This window comes from Humibacter sp. (genome assembly GCF_035547335.1).
Lineage (GTDB): Bacteria > Actinomycetota > Actinomycetes > Actinomycetales > Microbacteriaceae > Humibacter.
The window spans coordinates 60,230-77,204 of the sequence record NZ_DASZVF010000055.1 but is presented as its reverse complement, the minus strand read 5'-3'; the positions used below and the strand labels follow the sequence as shown (position 1 = coordinate 77,204).

Below are 16,975 nucleotides of genomic sequence, written 5' to 3'. Positions count from 1 at the left end.
GGCCGGTCGGCTAGCCAGGCAGGGCAGACAGCCATAAAGGTCAGCCGGCCCGGACAGGTCAGGCCAGCGCCTGCGCCACACGACGCACCTCGGCCTTGCGCCCGGCTCGGAGCGCGTCGATCGGCGCGACGCCCAGGCTGTCCTCGCGTTCCAGCAGCCACGACATCGCCTCGTCGTCGCTGAATCCGGCGTCGGCCAGCACGATGAGCGTTCCGCGGAGCTCGCCGAGCGGCTCGCCGTCGACGATGAAGTCGGAGGGCACCTTGAGCACACCGTCGACACGGGCGGCAAGAAGGTGCTTGTCTTCGAACAGCCTGTGGACGCGGCCCACTCCGACGCCGAGCACCTCGACGAGGTCGGGGACGGTGAGCCAGGTTCTCTCCTCGTGGGAGGTTTCGGATGCGGGACTGGGTTTCGCCACCCGACTAGCGTGCCATGCGAGCGCGGTTCTGTGCACACCCTGCGTGCCGGATTCGTTACCGTGTTCTACCCGGTCGCTCAAGCGGGTCGTCCGTAGACTCGACGGGTGACCGCGAGCCAGCCCGATCCGATGCTCGGCCGTCTCATCGACGGCCGGTATCAGGTGCGCTCGCGGATCGCGCGGGGCGGTATGGCCACGGTCTATCTCGCCACCGATCTGCGCCTGGAACGCCGCGTGGCGATCAAGGTCATGCACGGTCACCTCGCCGACGACGCGCAGTTCAAGAACCGGTTCGTGCAGGAGGCGCGTTCGGCCGCGAGGCTCGCGCATCCGAACGTGGTGAGCGTCTTCGACCAGGGCCAGGACGCCGACATGGCGTACCTGGTGATGGAGTACCTGCCAGGCATCACGCTGCGCGATCTGCTGCGCGACTACGGCAGGCTCACGCCGGAGCAGACCATCGACATCACCGATGCCGTGCTCTCGGGCCTCGCCGCAGCGCACCGGGCAGGCATCGTGCACCGCGACCTGAAACCCGAGAACGTGCTGCTGGCCGACGACGGACGCATCAAGATCGGCGACTTCGGCCTCGCGCGCGCCGTGACGAACAGCACGGGCACCGGGCAGGCGCTGCTCGGCACGATCGCGTACCTCTCCCCCGAGCTCGTCACGAGGGGCGTGGCCGACACCCGCAGCGACATCTACGCCCTCGGCATCATGATGTTCGAGATGCTCACGGGCGAGCAGCCGTTCAAGGGCGAGCAGCCCATGCAGGTGGCGTATCAGCACGCGAATGACGCCGTGCCGCGACCGAGCAGGCTCAACCGCGACGTGCCTCCGCAGCTCGACGACCTCGTGCTCTGGGCGACCGCGAAGGATCCTTCCGCGCGTCCCGCCGACGCCGGCGTCATGCTCGACCGGCTTCTCCAGGTGGAGCGGGAGCTGCGCTCACCCGACGCGGACACGGGTGCGCAGCCGACGCTCGTGCTGGCAGGCGGCGGGTTCGAGGCATCCGACTCCGACACCCAGCTCATCGGACCTGCCGCTCAGGTGCGACCGGAAGCATCGGCGACGGATGCCGTGGCCGCCCTGGCCAAGACGGCGCACGGCCGCCGGGCGCGAGGCTGGTGGCTGCTCGCACTCGTCCTTCTGCTCGCCGCGGTCGCTGGGGGAACCGGCTGGTACTTCGGCGGCGGCCCTGGCTCGCAGGTGACGGTTCCGACCGTGAACGGCACGAGCGAGGATGCCGCGAAGAAGGCGCTGACCAGCGCCGGCTTCACGGCGGCATCCGACCAGGTCTACTCGTCGACCGTGCCGACGGGAACGGTCGTCTCCTCCACGCCCGGACAGGGGACGAAGGCGGCGAAGGGCTCGAAGGTCGAGTTGCACGTCTCCCAGGGACCCCAGCCCATCACCATCCCGGCGCTGGCCGGACTGAGCAAGGCGCAAGCCGAGAAGGCCATCACGGACGCGGGCGCCGTGCTCGGCACCGTCGATGAGCAGTTCGTCTCCGACGTGCAGAAGGGCGTCGTCGTGTCCGCTGCGCAAGCCGACGGCGCCAAGGCCGATCTGTCCAAAGGCGGCGGATACTTCAAGGGCCAGAAGGTCAACCTCGTCGTCTCGCTCGGAGCAGTTCCCGATGTGACGGGCAAGACGGAATCCGCCGCTCAGTCTGCTCTCGCGGCCGTCGGCCTGAAGTCCGCTGAGGGCACGACGGACTACAGCGACGACGTGCCGCAGGGCTCCGTCATCTCCCAGGCGCCGCAGAACGAGGGCCCTGTACGCAAAGGCGACACGATCGTGCTCGACATCTCCAAGGGTCCGCAGCTGTTCCCGGTGCCCAATGTCGTGGGGATGAGCAGAGACCAGGCCAAGAAGGCGCTGAGCGATGCGGGCTTCGTCCCGGTCTACTCGGCGTTCTGGGATGCGGTGCCCGATGGGCTCACCAAGGTGCAGTCCCAGTCGCCGGATTCGTCCAGCCAGCAGCCCAAGGGAACCAAGGTCAACCTCGGCATCGTCGCCGCGGGCTGACCACAGACGTTGCCATCAACGGGTGCCGATCGCAGACGGGCCCCGGCGACGACCGCCTCCGAGTCAGCGAGCTCCGAGTCAGCGAGCTCCGAGCTCCTCGGCCACGAGGAACGCCAGTTCGAGCGACTGCATGTGGTTCAGGCGAGGATCGCACAGCGACTCGTACCGGGTCGCGAGAGTCGCCTCGTCGATGTGCTCGGAACCGCCCAGGCACTCGGTGACCTCATCGCCCGTGAGCTCGACATGGATGCCGCCCGGGATCGTGCCGGCGTCGCGGTGCGCCTCGAAGAATCCCTTCACCTCGTCGACGACGTCGTCGAACCGCCTCGTCTTGTACCCGTTCGGCGTCGTGAGACCGTTGCCGTGCATCGGGTCGCTCACCCACAGCGGCGTGGCACCGTGCCCCTTGATCGCCTCCAGCAGCGGAGGAAGGGCATCACGGATCTTGCCCGCGCCCATCCGCGTGATGAACGTGAGCCGGCCAGGCTCTCGCGTCGGGTCGAGCTTGTCGATCAGACGGAACATGTCGTCCGCCGACGTGGTGGGGCCCAGCTTGACGCCGATCGGGTTGCGAACGCGGCTGAGGAAGTCCACGTGCGCGCCGTCGATCTGCCTGGTGCGCTCTCCGATCCAGATGAAGTGGGCCGACGTGTTGTACGGGGTGCCGGTGCGCGAGTCGATCCTCGTCATGGCGCGCTCGTAGTCCATCAGCAGGCCCTCGTGGCTGGAGTAGAACTCCACGCGCTTCAGCTCGTCGAAGTCGGCGCCTGCCGCCTGCATGAACTTGATGGCCCTGTCGATCTCGCGCGCCAGGCGCTCGTACCGTTGGTTGGCCGGGTTCTGCGCGAATCCGCGGTTCCAGCTGTGCACCTCCCGCAGGTCGGCGAACCCGCCCTGCGTGAACGCGCGGATGAGATTCAGCGTGGATGCCGCCGTGTGATACCCCTGCACGAGGCGTCGCGGGTCCGCTCTGCGCGACTCCGGCGTGAAGTCGTATCCGTTGACCATGTCGCCCCGGTAGGCGGGCAGGCTCACGTCTCCGCGGGTCTCCGTGTCGCTGGAACGCGGCTTCGCGAACTGACCGGCCATGCGGCCCATCTTGATGACGGGCACCGACGCTCCGTACGTGAGCACGACGGCCATCTGCAGCACGGTCTTCACCCGGTTGCGGATCTGGTCCGCCGTCGCACCGGCGAAGGTCTCAGCGCAGTCGCCGCCCTGCAGCAGGAACGCCCTGCCCCGGGCGGCAGCCGCCATGCGGGCCCTGAGCTGATCGACCTCGCCGGCGAAGACGAGAGGCGGCAGCGTCGCGAGTTCCTCGGCCGCGACTCGCGCGGCATCCGCGTCCGGCCAGGCCGGCTGCTGCTTCGCCTCGAGAGTGCGCCAGTGGTCGAGACCCGCGATCACGGAGTCATCGGCGGTAACGACGGGATCGGAGTGATCGAGCAGCACGGGCGGAGTTCCAGTTCTCATGGGTTGGCGCGTCGGTGACGCGATCGTCGGGGCGTCTGGCGGCGGACCGTGCGGCCGATCTCGTCAGGGACGGCCAGGGCTTCCGACGGAAGCCGGCCGACCGCGAGCGGCGATCCGCACCGCGCATCAGACGTCGTTCAGCCTACCTGGCCACGCTCGGGCGCCGCTCCTTCACGGTCGAGGCGTAGACATCCTCGTACTCCTGCCCGCCCAGACCGTGCAGCGCGTACACGATCTCGTCCGTGATGGACCTCAGGATGAATCGGTCGCCCTCGAGGCCCTCGAATCGGGAGAAGTCGAGAGCCTCGCCGAAGACGACGCCGACGCGACGGATGCGAGGCAGCCTCGAGCCGATCGGCATGATGGCCTGGGTGCCCATCATCACCACGGGAACCACGGGCACATGGCCCTCGAGGATCATCCTCGCGACGCCGGTGCGTCCGCGGTAGAGACGGCCGTCGGGACTGCGTGTGCCCTCCGGATAGATGCCGAGGATCTCACCCCCGGCGAGAACGCCCAGCCCGGTGTTGAGCGAGGCCTCCGAAGCGGGACCGCCGCCTCGGTCGATCGGAAGCTGACCGGTCGCCATCATGAACGTCTTCATGAGCCAGCCGACGAGACCGCGCTTCGTGAAGTAGTCGCTTTTCGCGAGGAACGAGACGTGCCTGTTCACCACGAGCGGCAGGAAGATCGAGTCGATGAACGACAGATGGTTGCTGGCGAGGATGACGGCGCCGTCCTTCGGCACGTTCTCGAGCCCGATGACCCACGGCCGGAAGATGGCACGGAGCGCAGGTCCTGCCACGACGAACTTCAGCAGCCAGTAGAACACTCTCGCGCAACCCTTTCGTAGCGTGCACGTGAAGCCTAGTGGCGATTGAGGCCTGGTCGAGGGAGCTCGCTCACTCGACCAGGCCCATTGAGCCATTGAGCGGACTCGCGATAGTGGCGATTGAGGCCTGGTCGAGGGAGCTTGCTCACTCGACCGGCGGTTCGCTCACCTGGTGGCGTGCACCCTTGCCAGGTCTGCCGCGCCGACGACTCCCGCGTCGTTGACCAGTTCGGCGATGCGGAACTCCGGCTCCGGGTGGTAGCCGCGAGCCGGCAGGTTCTCGAGATAGGCGGCGCGGATCGGCTCGAGCAGCAGATCTCCGGCCTGCGCCACTCCTCCGCCGAACACGAACATCTGCGGGTCGAGCACCGCACCCAGGCTGGCGCTCGCCTGGCCCAGCCAGTCGCCGAGCTGCCGCAGAGCGGCAAGCGCTCCCGGGTCACCGCTCTGGATGAGGTCGCTGATGTCGGAACCGGACAGCGTGCCCGTCCTGGTCCGCACATCCGCGAGAGCCTGGCCGATGCCTCCCTGGTCGGCGAGCTCATTGGCGTAGCGCTGCAGCGCACGCCCGGAGCCGTACTGCTCGATGCAGCCCCTGGCACCGCATCCGCACAGAAGGCCGCCCGGCACCACGCGCATGTGCCCGACCTCGGCGCCCGCACCGAAGCCGCCGCGGAAGAGGTGGTCCTCGCTCACGATCGCGCCGCCCACTCCGGTGCCGATCGTGAGGATCACCATGTCGCTCACCAGGCGTCCAGCGCCGAAGCGGAACTCCGCCCAGCCTGCGGCGTTCGCGTCGTTCTCGATGATGACCGGAACGTCGACGCGAGCCTCGATCTTCTGGCGCAGCGGCTCGTTGCGCCAGGCGATGTTCGGGGCGTAGTAGACGGTGGAGTGTGCGGCGTCGATGAATCCTGCGGCCGCCACTCCGGCCCCGACCGGCTCGGCGCCCTCACCGAGCACCCCGATCATGTCGACGACGGCGTCTTCGATGCCCTTCGCGTCTTTCGGCGTCGGCACCCGGTGCTCACGGATGATCGCGCCCAGCTCGTCGACGAGAGCTCCGGCGATCTTCGTGCCGCCGATGTCGATTCCGATCGAGTGCACGCTTCACGTCGCCTTTCGTCGGAGGAGGACCGGCCGTCGGAGCTGTCGGCCGGTGCAGCATAGAGTGTAGTGGTTGGATCGGTGCCGAAGGAGCTACCAGTGAACCATGCCGAAACGCCTGCCGCCGTGCCCGCTGATCCCCATGCGAACACTGCAGACCTGCTGGTCGAGCGGGTGGCGGAATCCCCCGACAAGGTGATCTTCGCCAAGCCGGCGGGAAACGGCTGGGTGGATGTCACCGCCGCCCAGTTCGAGGCCGAGGTGATCGCCCTGGCGAAGGGCCTGGTCGCCGCGGGCGTGCAGCCGGCCGACAAGATCGGCATCATGTGCCGCACGCGCTACGAGTGGTCGCTCATCGATTTCGCCACCTGGTACGCGGGAGCGGTGCTCGTTCCGATCTACGACACCAGCTCGCCGCAGCAGGTGCAGTGGAACCTCAGCGATTCCGGCGCCTCAGCCCTCTTCCTGGAGACCGCCGACCACTTCGCCCGCTTCGACGAGGTCGCGGCCGACCTGCCCCAGATCAGGAACGTGTGGCAGATCGAGCTCGGCGACCTCGAGAAGCTGGTGCAGACCGGGAGGGACGTTCCCGACGAGGAGATCATCCGTCGTCGCGGTCTCGCCGAGGCCGACGACCTCGCGACCATCATCTACACGTCCGGCTCCATGGGCAGGCCGAAGGGATGCGTCATCACGCACTCGAATTTCGTCGAGCTCTCGCGCAACTCGGCCGTAGCCCTGTCCGACGTCGTCGACGACAGGGGCGGTGCATCCACGCTGCTGTTCATTCCGCTCGCGCACGTCTTCGCCCGTTTCATCTCGGTTCTCTCCGTGCACGGGGGCGTGCGGGTCGGACACCAGCCCGACACCCGCAACCTGCTCCCCTCGCTCGGGACCTTCAAGCCCAGCTTCCTGCTGGCGGTGCCCCGCGTGTTCGAGAAGGTCTACAACTCGGCGGAGCAGAACGCGGAGTCGAGCGGTAGGGGCGCCATCTTCCGCAGGGCCGCGAACGTCGCCATCGAGTACTCGAAGGCGCAGGAGGGCGGCGCATCCGTTCCCCTCGGCCTCCGTATGCAGTACGCGCTCTTCAATCGCCTGGTGTTCTCCAAGCTACGCGCCGCCATGGGAGGCAACGTGCGGTTCGCCGTCTCCGGGTCCGCGCCGCTGGGAGCCCGGCTGGGCCACTTCTTCCACAGCATGGGCATCAAGGTGCTCGAGGGCTACGGGCTGACCGAGACCACGGCACCTGCGACCGTGAACCTGCCGCAGGCGACGAAGATCGGCACAGTCGGACTGCCGCTTCCGGGAGTCGCCATCCGCATCGCGGACGACGGCGAGATCTTCGTCAAGGGCGTCGACGTGTTCAAGGAGTACTGGAAGAACCCCGAGCAGACGGCATCGTCGTTCGAGGACGGCTGGTTCAAGACCGGCGACCTCGGCAGTCTCGACGACGACGGCTTCCTCACCATCACGGGACGCAAGAAGGAGATCATCGTCACGGCGGGCGGCAAGAACGTGGCCCCGGCAGTGCTCGAGGATCCCATCCGCGCCAACCCCCTGGTCGGTCAGGTCGTGGTCGTCGGCGACCAGAAGCCGTTCATCGCATGTCTCATCACCCTGGACACCGAGATGCTCCCGGTGTGGCTGCACAACAACGGGGAGGATGCCGCGATGCCGCTCGAGGTCGCGGCGAAGCATCCTGCCGTGCTCGCCGAGCTTCAGAAGGCCGTGGATGCCGCGAACGCGCAGGTCTCGCGCGCGGAGTCGATCCGCAAGTTCGTCGTGCTGCCCACCGAGTTCACGGAGCGGAGCGGCCACCTGACACCGAAGCTCAGCATCAAGCGCGGCGAGATCCTGAAGGACTTCGCCCCGCAGATCGAAGCGCTGTACTCGAACGCTCCGGCGACCGAGGGCTTCTCGCTGCGCTGAGCGGACCGCTCGCTGCTGCCGCGGCGTGCCGGGAAGGCACGACGGGCAGGACGGCTAGAACCAGTCCGACTCGCGAACCTTGCGCATGGCTTCGCGGCGGCGCTCGGGCTTCAGCCGCTTGAGATAGACGATGCCATCGAGGTGGTCGGTCTCGTGCTGCAACGCCTGCGCGAGAACCCCCGTTCCCTCCACGGTGACCTCGTTGCCGTCCAGATCGGTGCCGCGGGCCTTGGCGTACGTGTGCCGCGGCGTCGGGAACCAGAGACCGGGGACGGAGAGGCATCCCTCGTCGATCTCCTCCACGTCGTCGCCGAGCTCGACGATCTCGGGATTGAGCAGGTAGCCGACCTCGCCGTCCACGTTGTAGCTGAACGCGCGAAGGCCCACGCCGATCTGGCACGCCGCGACTCCTGCACGTCCCTCGACCTTGACGCTGTCCACGAGATCGGCGACGAGCGCCCGCACGCCGTCGTCCACCGTGGTGATCGGGTCGGACACGGTGGAGAGCACGGGGTCGCCGTAGAGGCGGATCGGACGATCGGGCATCCCCTCATTTTATAGGGGCGGATGCTCTCCCCCGTCCGCGTGCACCCGCACGTGGACAAGCCACGCGGTCGTGACTCCGGCGTGGGTCAGTCCGGGCTCACCACCACGAGCAGATCGCCGGCATCCACCTGCTGCGTCTTGGGGACGGCGAGCCGTGCCACGGTTCCGGAGATCGGCGAGGCGATCGCCGCCTCCATCTTCATGGCCTCGATGGAGGCCACAGGTGTGCCTGCGACGACGCGATCGCCCACCTGCACCTGCATCGTGATGACGCCGGAGAACGGAGCGGCGACGTGGCCGGGGATGGAGGCATCCGCCTTCTCCGCGGACTTCGCCTCCACGGTGATCGAGCGGTCGCGCACGAAGACCGGACGAAGCTGACCGTTCAGCGTGGTCATCACCGTGCGGATCCCCTTGTCGTCGGCCTCGCCGATCGCCTCCAGTCCGGCGTAGAGACGCACCCCGGGCGCCAGGCGGATGACGTGCTCCCGGCCGGGCGTCAGCCCGTACAGGTAGTCGGCCGTGTCGAGAACCGAGACGTCGCCGAACAGTTCGCGCACCTGCTCGAAATGCCTGGCGGGCGCCGGGAACAGCAGTCGGTTGAGGGTGGTGCGACGCAACGCAGAGTCGCCGTCGAGCGCCGCCCGATCGTCGGCGGAGAGGTCTGCCACCGCGACCCGCACGTTCTTGCCCTCGAGCACCTTGCTGCGGAACGGCTCTGGCCATCCACCCGGCAGGTCGCCGAGCTCGCCTGCCATGAATCCGACGACCGAGTCCGGAACGTCGTACTTCTGCGGGTTCTGCTCGAAGTCGTCGGGGTCGGCGTGCACGGCGGCCAGATGCAAGGCGAGGTCGCCTACCACTTTCGACGAGGGCGTCACCTTGGGGATGCGGCCGAGGATGCGATCCGCGGCCGCGTACATGTCCTCGATCAGCTCGAAGTCCTCGGCCAGCCCGAGGGCTTTCGCCTGCTGCCTCAGATTCGACAGCTGTCCTCCGGGGATCTCGTGCGTGTAGACGCGCCCAGTCGGTCCTGGCAGTCCCGACTCGAACGGCGAGTACATGCCGCGAACCGCCGCCCAGTACGGCTCGAGGTCCGTCACGTTGCGCAGCGGAATGCCCGTATCCCGGTCGGTGTGGGCGAGGGCCGCGACCAGAGCGGATGCCGATGGCTGGCTCGTCGTTCCCGCCATGGGCGCGCTGGCGACATCGACCGCGTCGGCACCCGCAGCGCTGGCCGCCAGCAGAGTCGCCAGCTGTCCGCCGGCGGTGTCGTGCGTGTGCACGTGCACCGGGAGGTCGAACCGCTCCCGGAACGAGCGCACGAGGAGTTCGGCGGCACCCGGCCGGAGCAGGCCGGCCATGTCCTTGATGGCCAGAACGTGCGCTCCGGCCTTGACGATGTTCTCCGCGAGCCTCAGGTAGTAGTCGAGCGTGTACAGCTCCTCTGCGGGATCGAGCACGTCGCCCGTGTAGCAGACCGCCACCTCGGCCACGGCGGTGCCGCTGGCCAGCACGGCGTCGATGGCCGGGCGCATCTGGCCGACGTCGTTGAGCGCGTCGAAGATGCGGAAGATGTCCACACCGGTCGAGACCGCTTCACGAACGAACGCATCCGTGACCTCCGTGGGATACGGCGTGTACCCGACGGTGTTCCTGCCACGTAGCAGCATCTGGATGTTGATGTTCGGGAGGGCATCGCGCAGGGCGGCGAGCCGCTCCCACGGATCCTCGCCGAGAAAGCGGAGGGCCACGTCGTACGTGGCGCCGCCCCATGCCTCGACCGAGAGCAGCTGAGGGGTGAGCCTCGCCACGTAGGGCGCGACGGCAAGCAGGTCCCTGGTGCGCACTCGGGTGGCCAGCAGCGACTGGTGGGCGTCGCGGAAAGTGGTCTCGGTCACTGCGAGGGCGGTCTGAGCGCGCAGTTCGGCGGCGAATGCGGCAGGACCGAGCGCGAGAAGACGCTGCCGCGATCCATCGGGCGCAGGCGCTTTCAGATCGATAGCGGGCAGCTTCGCGACCGGGTCGGCCACCGACGGCCGAGGGCCGTTCGGCTGGTTCACCGTGACGTCGACCAACCAGTTCAGGAGCTTCGTTCCGCGATCCTTCGACACCCGCCCGCGCAGCAGCTGCGGACGTTCCTCGATGAACGACGTGCTCAGATCGCCGGCCACGAACGACGGGTCGTCCAGCACCGCCTGGAGGAACGGGATGTTCGTGGCGACACCGCGGATGCGGAATTCGGCCAGCGCGCGCCTGGCGCGGAGCACAGCTGCGCCGAAATCACGGCCGCGGCAGGTGAGCTTGGCCAGCATCGAGTCGAAATGGGGGCTGATCTGCGCACCCGCGGCGACCGTGCCGCCATCGAGCCGGATGCCGCCGCCACCGGGTGAACGGTAGGTGGTGATGGTTCCGGTGTCCGGCCGGAAGCCCTGAGTCGGATCCTCCGTAGTGATGCGGCACTGAATGGCAGCGCCGTGCAGCTGGATGCTCTCCTGATGCAACCCCAGGTCGGCGAGCGTCTCCCCCGCCGCGATGCGCATCTGCGACTGCACCAGGTCGACGTCCGTCACCTCTTCCGTGACCGTGTGCTCCACCTGGATGCGGGGGTTCATCTCGATGAAGACGTGCTGCCCGGCACGCTCCCCCACCGTGTCGAGCAAGAACTCGACGGTTCCCGCGTTGACGTAGCCGATGGACTCGGCGAACGCCACGGCGTCGCGGTAGAGCGACTGCCGGATGTCGTCGGGCAGGCTGGGCGCGGGCGCGATCTCGAGCACCTTCTGGTGTCGGCGCTGCACGGAGCAGTCCCGCTCGAACAGGTGCACGGTGTGGCCGGAGGCATCCGCCAGCACCTGGACCTCGATGTGCCGCGGTCTCAGCACGGCTTGCTCGAGGAACATGGTGGGGTCGCCGAACGCGCTGTCGGCCTCCCGCATCGCCTCTTCGAGCGCCGGTCTCAGGTCGGCCAGACTGTTCACCCGCCGCATGCCGCGGCCGCCGCCTCCCGCGACGGCCTTCGCGAAGACGGGGAACCCGATCGCCTCGGCACCCGCCAGGAGCTCCTCGATGTCTCGCGACGGCGGTGTCGAGGCCAGAACGGGAACGCCTGCGGCAATCGCGTGCTCCTTCGCCGTCACCTTGTTGCCCGCCATCCGCAGCACATCCGCGTTCGGGCCGATGAACGTGATGCCCGCGCGCGCGGCCGCCTCGGCGAGCTCCGGGTTCTCGGACAGGAAGCCGTAGCCGGGGTAGATGGCGTCGGCGCCGGACTGCTTCGCGACCCTGATGATCTCGTCGACATCGAGGTAGGCGCGCACCGGATGCCCCGGCTCGCCGATCTCGTACGCCTCGTCCGCCTTGAGCCGATGCATCGAATTGCGGTCTTCGTACGGGAACACCGCGACGGTCTGCGCGCCGAGTTCGTAGGCCGCGCGGAACGCCCTGATGGCGATCTCCCCGCGGTTGGCAACCAGGATCTTCGTGAACATCAGAGCCTCTCTGGCGGGGCACGCGCCGCTCAGCGAACGGTTAGGTTCTCTAAGACTACTGACGGTAACGTTGCCTCTTGTGCATGTGCTCAGCGTCAGTTCCCTCAAAGGCGGTGTCGGCAAGACGACCGTGACGTTGGGCCTCGCCTCAGCCGCTTTCGCCAAGGGCCTGCGCACGCTCGTCGTCGACCTCGACCCGCAGTCCGACGTCTCGACCGGCATGGACATCACGATCGCCGGCCACCTCAACGTGGCCGACGTGCTCGCCTCTCCGAAGGAGAAGGTGGTGCGTGCGGCGATCGCGCCGAGCGGGTGGACGCGCGGGCGGCCGGGCAAGGTCGACGTCATGATCGGCAGTCCGTCCGCCATCAACTTCGACGGTCCGCACCCCTCGATCCGCGACATCTGGAAGCTCGAAGAGGCGCTCGCCAACGTGGAGCACGACTACGACCTCGTGCTCATCGACTGCGCGCCATCACTCAACGCCCTGACCCGCACTGCGTGGGCCGCGAGCGACCGGGTGTCTGTCGTGACGGAACCCGGCCTGTTCTCCGTGGCCGCTGCCGACCGCGCGCTGCGCGCCATCGAGGAGATCAGGCGCGGCCTGTCTCCCCGGCTTCAGCCGCTCGGGATCATCGTGAACCGGGCCAGGGTGCAGTCCCTGGAGCACCAGTTCCGCATCAAGGAGCTGCGCGACATGTTCGGGCCGCTCGTGCTCTCGCCTCAGCTCCCTGAGCGCACCTCGCTGCAGCAGGCGCAGGGCGCTGCCAAGCCGCTGCACGTTTGGCCGGGTGAGAGCGCGCAGGAGATGGCGCACAACTTCGACATGCTGCTCGAGCGCGTGCTCAGGACGGCGCGCATGGGCGAATACGCCGAGAGCAGCAACTGAGGATTCGGCGCGGCCCCGATCGAGGACGGCCTCGGCTGATTGGCCGACGCACGTTCGTCGACGCCGCTGATCGATGCCGCCGATCGACAGCCGTCGGTTGCGTGCGGGTCGCCTGAGCGCGGTCGGCGCAGCGTCGCTCGACTGAGTGCTTCAGCTGATCTTGCCGGCGGCGTTCAGCTGATCTTGCGGGCCGCGCGACGAGCCGCGAGCTCGTCCATCGGGTCCGACGCCTGCACGTTCAGCTCGACCAGGCTGGTCTCGACCTCACGGAGCACCTTGCCCACCGCGATGCCGAACACGCCCTGACCACGGCCCACGAGGTCGATCACCTCGTCGTCCGACGTGCACAGGTAGACGCTGGCACCGTCGCTCATGAGTGTGGTCTGCGCAAGGTCGTTGACACCCTCTTTGCGCAGCTGCTCCACCGCGGTGCGGATCTGCTGGAGCGAGATGCCGGTGTCGAGCAGGCGTTTGACGAGCTTGAGCACCAGGATGTCGCGGAAGCCGTACAGCCGCTGCGACCCACTCCCCGCCGCTCCTCTGACGGTCGGCTCGACGAGACCCGTCCGCGCCCAGTAGTCCAGTTGCCGGTAGCTGATGCCGGCCGCACGGGCCGCGACGGCGCCGCGATAGCCCGAGACGTCATCCATCTCCGGAAGACCGTCGGTGAACAGGAAGCCGAGGTCGTAGCGAGCGTCGTCATTCCGACGAACTTCCGTCATGCGCGTTCCCTCTCACCCCAGGCACCCCGCTGACGCGCGGCGTACCCTCCACGGTAACCGTGCCGACGGAAGCGATCAATGACATCCGCCCCAACCGGTCGGCGTGTCGCCGGCTCCCGCACGCTCACGGCGCCAGGCGCGCGAGAGCGGCACGCACGATGCCTGAGCGCACCGTCTCGAGATCGTCCGCGAGCTCGCGACCGAGCTCCCCCGCGCGGGCTCGCGCACTCGCATCCGCCCGGCGCAGCACGGGTGCGAGGGCCGTCTCGATGAGACCGATGTCACGCTCCGCCGATGCCCGGAGCCCGCGCAGATGCCGCGGCTCGATTCCCGAGCGGTGCAGTTCGACGAGGGCCTTGAGCACGGTCAGCTGATCGTCGCCGTACACCTCGGCCGGGGCGATCAAGGATGCCGCGATCGCTTCCTGAAGCAGTGCGGGCGAGGCATCCGCCTCGTTCAGCAGCTCGTCGCGGCTGAAGCGCCGACCGGTCGACAGGATGGTCGGGCGGGACGGTCCCGTGGTGCCGGGCAGGATGGGTGCCCGGCCGGCATCCTGGTCGGCGAGGTACGACCGGATCACCTTGAGGGGAAGGTAGTGCTCGCGCTGCAGTGTGAGGATCGTGCGCAGCCGCTCGACGTCCTCGGCACAGAACTTGCGATAGCCGGACGCCGTGCGAGCGGGCGTGACGAGCCCCTGCTCCTCGAGGAATCGCAGCTTCGACGGGGCGAGGTCCGGGAACTCAGGGGTCAGCTGGGCGAGCACCTGGCCGATGCTCAGCAGCGCGGGTCCACGGGCGACCGCGGAACCGCGCGCCTGTGAGGACTCGCGGGCCATCAGGCCGTCGCCGACGCGTCCAGGTCGGGGCGGGCGGCATAGAACGTGAGGCGGAACTTTCCGACCTGCACCTCGGCGCCGTCTGTCAGCATGGCGCTCTCGACGCGCACTCCGTCGAAGTACGTGCCGTTGAGGGAGCCCAGGTCTTTCACCTCGAAGGCCGTTCCGTGCCGGATGAACTCGGCATGCCGGCGCGAGACCGTCACGTCGTCGAGGAAGATGTCGGCGTCCGGATGCCTGCCGGCCGTCGTGACGTCCGCGTCCAGCAGGAAGCGTGCTCCCGTATTGGGACCGCGCCGCACGATCAGCAGCGCCGAGCCGCTCGGCAGCGCGCTGATCGCCTCGCGCTCCTCCGGCGAGACGCCGGCGGCCTGCGCGTTCATCGCCGCGGCGAACTCCTCGCCGAATCCGGCGGTCGTGTCCTCCCCCGAGGCGGAGCGTGCTTCGCGGTTCGGGTTGTTCTGCTCAGCCACCGTCGACCTCCTCTGCAGAAAGCGTATCGGATGCCGCACCGGCTATGACAGGCGCACCGCGAACCACACGCCGCGTTTCACGGATGTAGAGGATGCCGGCCCACCAGTAGAGGAAGGCGCCCCAGATCGCGATCGCCCAGCCGACCGGCTGGGACGCCCACGCGATGACCGGGAACGCCTCGCCCAGCATGAGGACCGGCAGCGCGACGAGCAGCGCGAATGTGGCGATCTTGCCCAGATGATGCACGGGCAGAGGGCCGTGGCCGTGGTTGGCCAGCACGATGCCGAGGACGAGCAGCATCACGTCGCGCGCGACGATGGCCGCCACGAGCCACCACGGAAGCAGCTCGCGCCATGCGAGCCCGATGAGCGCAGCGAAGATGTAGAGCCGGTCGGCCGCCGGGTCGAGCAGCTGACCGAGACGCGAGACCTGATGGAGACGTCGCGCCAGGAACCCGTCGAAGAAGTCGGTGACGCTGGCGACGACGAGCACGAGCAGGGCCGAGGCATCCCAGCCCGCTATCACGAACAAGAGGAAGACCGGAACGAGCGCGAGGCGGAAGAAGCTGAGCAGATTGGGGATGGTGAACACCCGAGAGGAGACCGCTCCGGATGCTTGTGCCACGGCTGGCAATCTTAGGCCGACCGGGTGCGTGCCGCTTGTCGCCTCCCCGAGGAGTGCCGTCCGCTGCGGCCTCCGGCCGACGATGGCCCGGGTTCAGCTGCACCCCTAGAATTCGGTACATGTCCCCCGTGATCGTGTGCCTATGGATACTCGCGGCGGTCTGCGTCGTGACCTGGGTGCTGTCGCTTCTCACCAAGGAGTACTCGTGGGTCGACCGCATCTGGTCGATCATCCCCGTCGTCTACGTCTGGGTGTACGCGATCGCCGCGGGCCTCACCGACCCGCGCCTGGACGTGATGGCCGCGCTGGTCACGCTGTGGGGAGCCAGACTCACGTTCAACTTCGCGAGGAAGGGCGGCTACGCGGCAGGCGGCGAGGACTACCGCTGGGCGCTGCTGCGATCGAGGATCGCCGGCTGGAAGTGGTTCCTGTTCAACCTGCTCTTCATCGTGATCTACCAGAACGTTCTGATCTTCCTGTTCACGCTGCCCGCCTGGACGGCATACGAGCACCCGAGCCCGTTCACCGTTCTCGATGTCGTCGCGGCCGTGGTCTTCCTCGTGTTCCTGATCGGTGAGTCGGTCGCCGACCAGCAGCAGTGGGACTTCCACGCCTGGAAGGCGGCGGAGGTGGCTGCGGGTCGTCAGCCGAACCCCCGCTTCCTGCAGTCCGGGCTCTTCCGCTTCTCGCGGCATCCGAACTTCTTCTTCGAGCAGGCCCAATGGTGGGTGTTCTTCTTCTTCGGAGCGATCGCTGCCCGCTCCGTGCTGCAGTGGACCGTTCTGGGCGCGCTTCTGCTGACCGTGCTCTTCATCGGATCCACGATCTTCACCGAGAGCATCACGCGCAGCCGCTACCCGGAGTACGCCGAATACCAGGCGACCACCTCCGCCGTGGTGCCGTGGCTGCCGAAGCGCCGTCGGCTCGCCGCGACGGCACGCTGAGCGACGCGCAGAAGCGCGTCGGCGCACGACCGGCTGACGCGCGTGCTGATGCGACCGGATGACGCACACCGTCGCTAGCCTGGAGGCATGTCGTGCATCCGCTTCAACACACCAGCCCAGCGCGAAGCCATGCGCCGCGCGGCACCGGCGATGCTGAGTGCTGAGGAGGCGGCGGCTCTGCACCCCATGCCCGCGATCACGGAGAGCAAGATCCGGCGGTTGCGGCTCCTCGCCGAGAGCGAGAACCCCAAGATCCGCGAGAGCGTCGCGAGCAGCTACAACACGCCGCCGGACCTCTTCGAGACGCTTGCGCGGGACCCCGACGATGGCGTGCGGGCCTGCGTCGCTCGCAACGAAGCGACGCCGTGCGACGTGCTGAGAGAACTGGCCGGAGACCGGTCGGAGCTCGTGCGCGGCTGGGTCGCGGTCAACTACTTCGTGCCTGCGGACGTGATGGACGTTCTCGCCGAGGATCCGAGCTCGACGGTGCGCGCCCTCGTGAAGTGGAAGGGCTCGCTCGCCGAGCAAGCGACACCGGCCTGAGCCTCGATCCCAGAGGTCCGCGCGTACCAGGCGTCCGCGTGACCCCGCGGCCCGCGCGTTCCAGAGGGCCCGGCGTGCAGGGCTGTGCGTCCCGGAGATCCGGTATCCCCTGGG

15 protein-coding genes are annotated in these 16,975 nt (G+C 68.2%); 5 read left to right on the top strand and 10 right to left on the bottom strand.

All coding sequences use genetic code 11. From position 1 onward, the window contains the following. Positions 1-58 precede the first annotated feature (58 nt). Positions 59-421, bottom strand: a complete 363-nt coding sequence (locus VHB92_RS11890; protein ID WP_325453969.1) for an Rv2175c family DNA-binding protein — start codon at positions 419-421, stop codon at positions 59-61. A 105-nt stretch (positions 422-526) separates the two neighbouring features. On the opposite strand from VHB92_RS11890, the gene pknB reads away from it, so the two are divergent. Next, positions 527-2,452 (top strand): Stk1 family PASTA domain-containing Ser/Thr kinase, encoded by a 1,926-nt coding sequence (gene pknB, locus VHB92_RS11885; RefSeq protein WP_325453968.1) that lies wholly within the window; start codon positions 527-529, stop codon positions 2,450-2,452. A 78-nt stretch (positions 2,453-2,530) separates the two neighbouring features. Here the strand turns inward: pknB and VHB92_RS11880 are convergent, their stop codons facing one another. The 3 genes from VHB92_RS11880 to VHB92_RS11870 form a co-directional block, all read right to left on the bottom strand. Further along, positions 2,531-3,859 (bottom strand): class II 3-deoxy-7-phosphoheptulonate synthase, encoded by a 1,329-nt coding sequence (locus tag VHB92_RS11880; RefSeq protein WP_325454073.1) that lies wholly within the window; start codon positions 3,857-3,859, stop codon positions 2,531-2,533. A gap of 208 nt (positions 3,860-4,067) precedes the next feature. Next, the gene (locus VHB92_RS11875) at positions 4,068-4,757 is read right to left on the bottom strand and encodes a lysophospholipid acyltransferase family protein (protein ID WP_325453967.1); all 690 of its coding nucleotides are present in this window, start codon (positions 4,755-4,757) and stop codon (positions 4,068-4,070) included. Between the two features lie 165 nt (positions 4,758-4,922). After that, on the bottom strand, positions 4,923-5,864 hold the full coding sequence (locus VHB92_RS11870; RefSeq protein ID WP_325453966.1) for an ROK family glucokinase: 942 nt from the start codon (positions 5,862-5,864) through the stop codon (positions 4,923-4,925). A 99-nt stretch (positions 5,865-5,963) separates the two neighbouring features. Here VHB92_RS11870 and VHB92_RS11865 point away from each other — a divergent pair, with 99 nt between their 5' ends. Continuing rightward, positions 5,964-7,793, top strand: a complete 1,830-nt coding sequence (locus VHB92_RS11865) for an AMP-dependent synthetase/ligase (RefSeq protein WP_325453965.1) — start codon at positions 5,964-5,966, stop codon at positions 7,791-7,793. A 54-nt stretch (positions 7,794-7,847) separates the two neighbouring features. Here VHB92_RS11865 and VHB92_RS11860 read toward each other — a convergent pair whose 3' ends face one another. Then, positions 7,848-8,339, bottom strand: a complete 492-nt coding sequence (locus VHB92_RS11860) for a peptide deformylase (protein ID WP_325453964.1) — start codon at positions 8,337-8,339, stop codon at positions 7,848-7,850. Positions 8,340-8,425: 86 nt separating this feature from the next. Next, on the bottom strand, positions 8,426-11,830 hold the full coding sequence (locus VHB92_RS11855; RefSeq protein WP_325453963.1) for a pyruvate carboxylase: 3,405 nt from the start codon (positions 11,828-11,830) through the stop codon (positions 8,426-8,428). Positions 11,831-11,909: 79 nt separating this feature from the next. Between VHB92_RS11855 and VHB92_RS11850 the strand changes: the two genes are divergently transcribed. Further along, positions 11,910-12,719, top strand: coding sequence for a ParA family protein (locus tag VHB92_RS11850; protein ID WP_414653107.1), 810 nt, complete (start codon positions 11,910-11,912; stop codon positions 12,717-12,719). 173 nt (positions 12,720-12,892) lie between these two features. Here the strand turns inward: VHB92_RS11850 and VHB92_RS11845 are convergent, their stop codons facing one another. The 4 genes from VHB92_RS11845 to VHB92_RS11830 all read right to left on the bottom strand — a co-directional run bounded on the left by VHB92_RS11845 (position 12,893) and on the right by VHB92_RS11830 (position 15,374). Beyond that, entirely contained in the window at positions 12,893-13,441 is a 549-nt protein-coding gene (locus tag VHB92_RS11845) for a MerR family transcriptional regulator (protein WP_325453961.1), read from the bottom strand. A 124-nt stretch (positions 13,442-13,565) separates the two neighbouring features. Further along, complete coding sequence (locus tag VHB92_RS11840; RefSeq protein ID WP_325453960.1) at positions 13,566-14,276, bottom strand: MerR family transcriptional regulator; 711 nt, start codon at positions 14,274-14,276, stop codon at positions 13,566-13,568. Then, positions 14,276-14,749 carry an FHA domain-containing protein gene (locus tag VHB92_RS11835; RefSeq protein WP_325453959.1) on the bottom strand — a complete coding sequence of 158 codons (474 nt, stop codon included), beginning with the start codon at positions 14,747-14,749 and terminating at the stop codon, positions 14,276-14,278. Before VHB92_RS11835 ends, VHB92_RS11840 begins: the two co-directional genes overlap by 1 nt. Then, on the bottom strand, positions 14,742-15,374 hold the full coding sequence (locus VHB92_RS11830; RefSeq protein ID WP_325453958.1) for a CDP-alcohol phosphatidyltransferase family protein: 633 nt from the start codon (positions 15,372-15,374) through the stop codon (positions 14,742-14,744). The genes VHB92_RS11835 and VHB92_RS11830 overlap by 8 nt, the downstream gene beginning before the upstream one ends. 119 nt (positions 15,375-15,493) lie before the next feature. Here VHB92_RS11830 and VHB92_RS11825 point away from each other — a divergent pair, with 119 nt between their 5' ends. After that, entirely contained in the window at positions 15,494-16,318 is an 825-nt protein-coding gene (locus tag VHB92_RS11825) for a DUF1295 domain-containing protein (RefSeq protein WP_325453957.1), read from the top strand. An 87-nt stretch (positions 16,319-16,405) separates the two neighbouring features. Next, a complete protein-coding gene (locus VHB92_RS11820; RefSeq protein WP_325453956.1) occupies positions 16,406-16,861 on the top strand; it encodes a hypothetical protein in 456 nt (151 codons plus the stop codon). Positions 16,862-16,975 lie beyond the last annotated feature (114 nt).

Coding starts and splice junctions, on each gene's coding strand:
- VHB92_RS11855 (WP_325453963.1), bottom strand. CDS start 11,830: ATGTTCACGAAGATCCTGGTTGCCAACCGCGGGGAGATCGCCATCAGG.
- VHB92_RS11845 (WP_325453961.1), bottom strand. CDS start 13,441: ATGACGGAAGTTCGTCGGAATGACGACGCTCGCTACGACCTCGGCTTC.
- VHB92_RS11820 (WP_325453956.1), top strand. CDS start 16,406: ATGTCGTGCATCCGCTTCAACACACCAGCCCAGCGCGAAGCCATGCGC.
- VHB92_RS11860 (WP_325453964.1), bottom strand. CDS start 8,339: ATGCCCGATCGTCCGATCCGCCTCTACGGCGACCCCGTGCTCTCCACC.
- VHB92_RS11825 (WP_325453957.1), top strand. CDS start 15,494: ATGTCCCCCGTGATCGTGTGCCTATGGATACTCGCGGCGGTCTGCGTC.
- VHB92_RS11840 (WP_325453960.1), bottom strand. CDS start 14,276: ATGGCCCGCGAGTCCTCACAGGCGCGCGGTTCCGCGGTCGCCCGTGGA.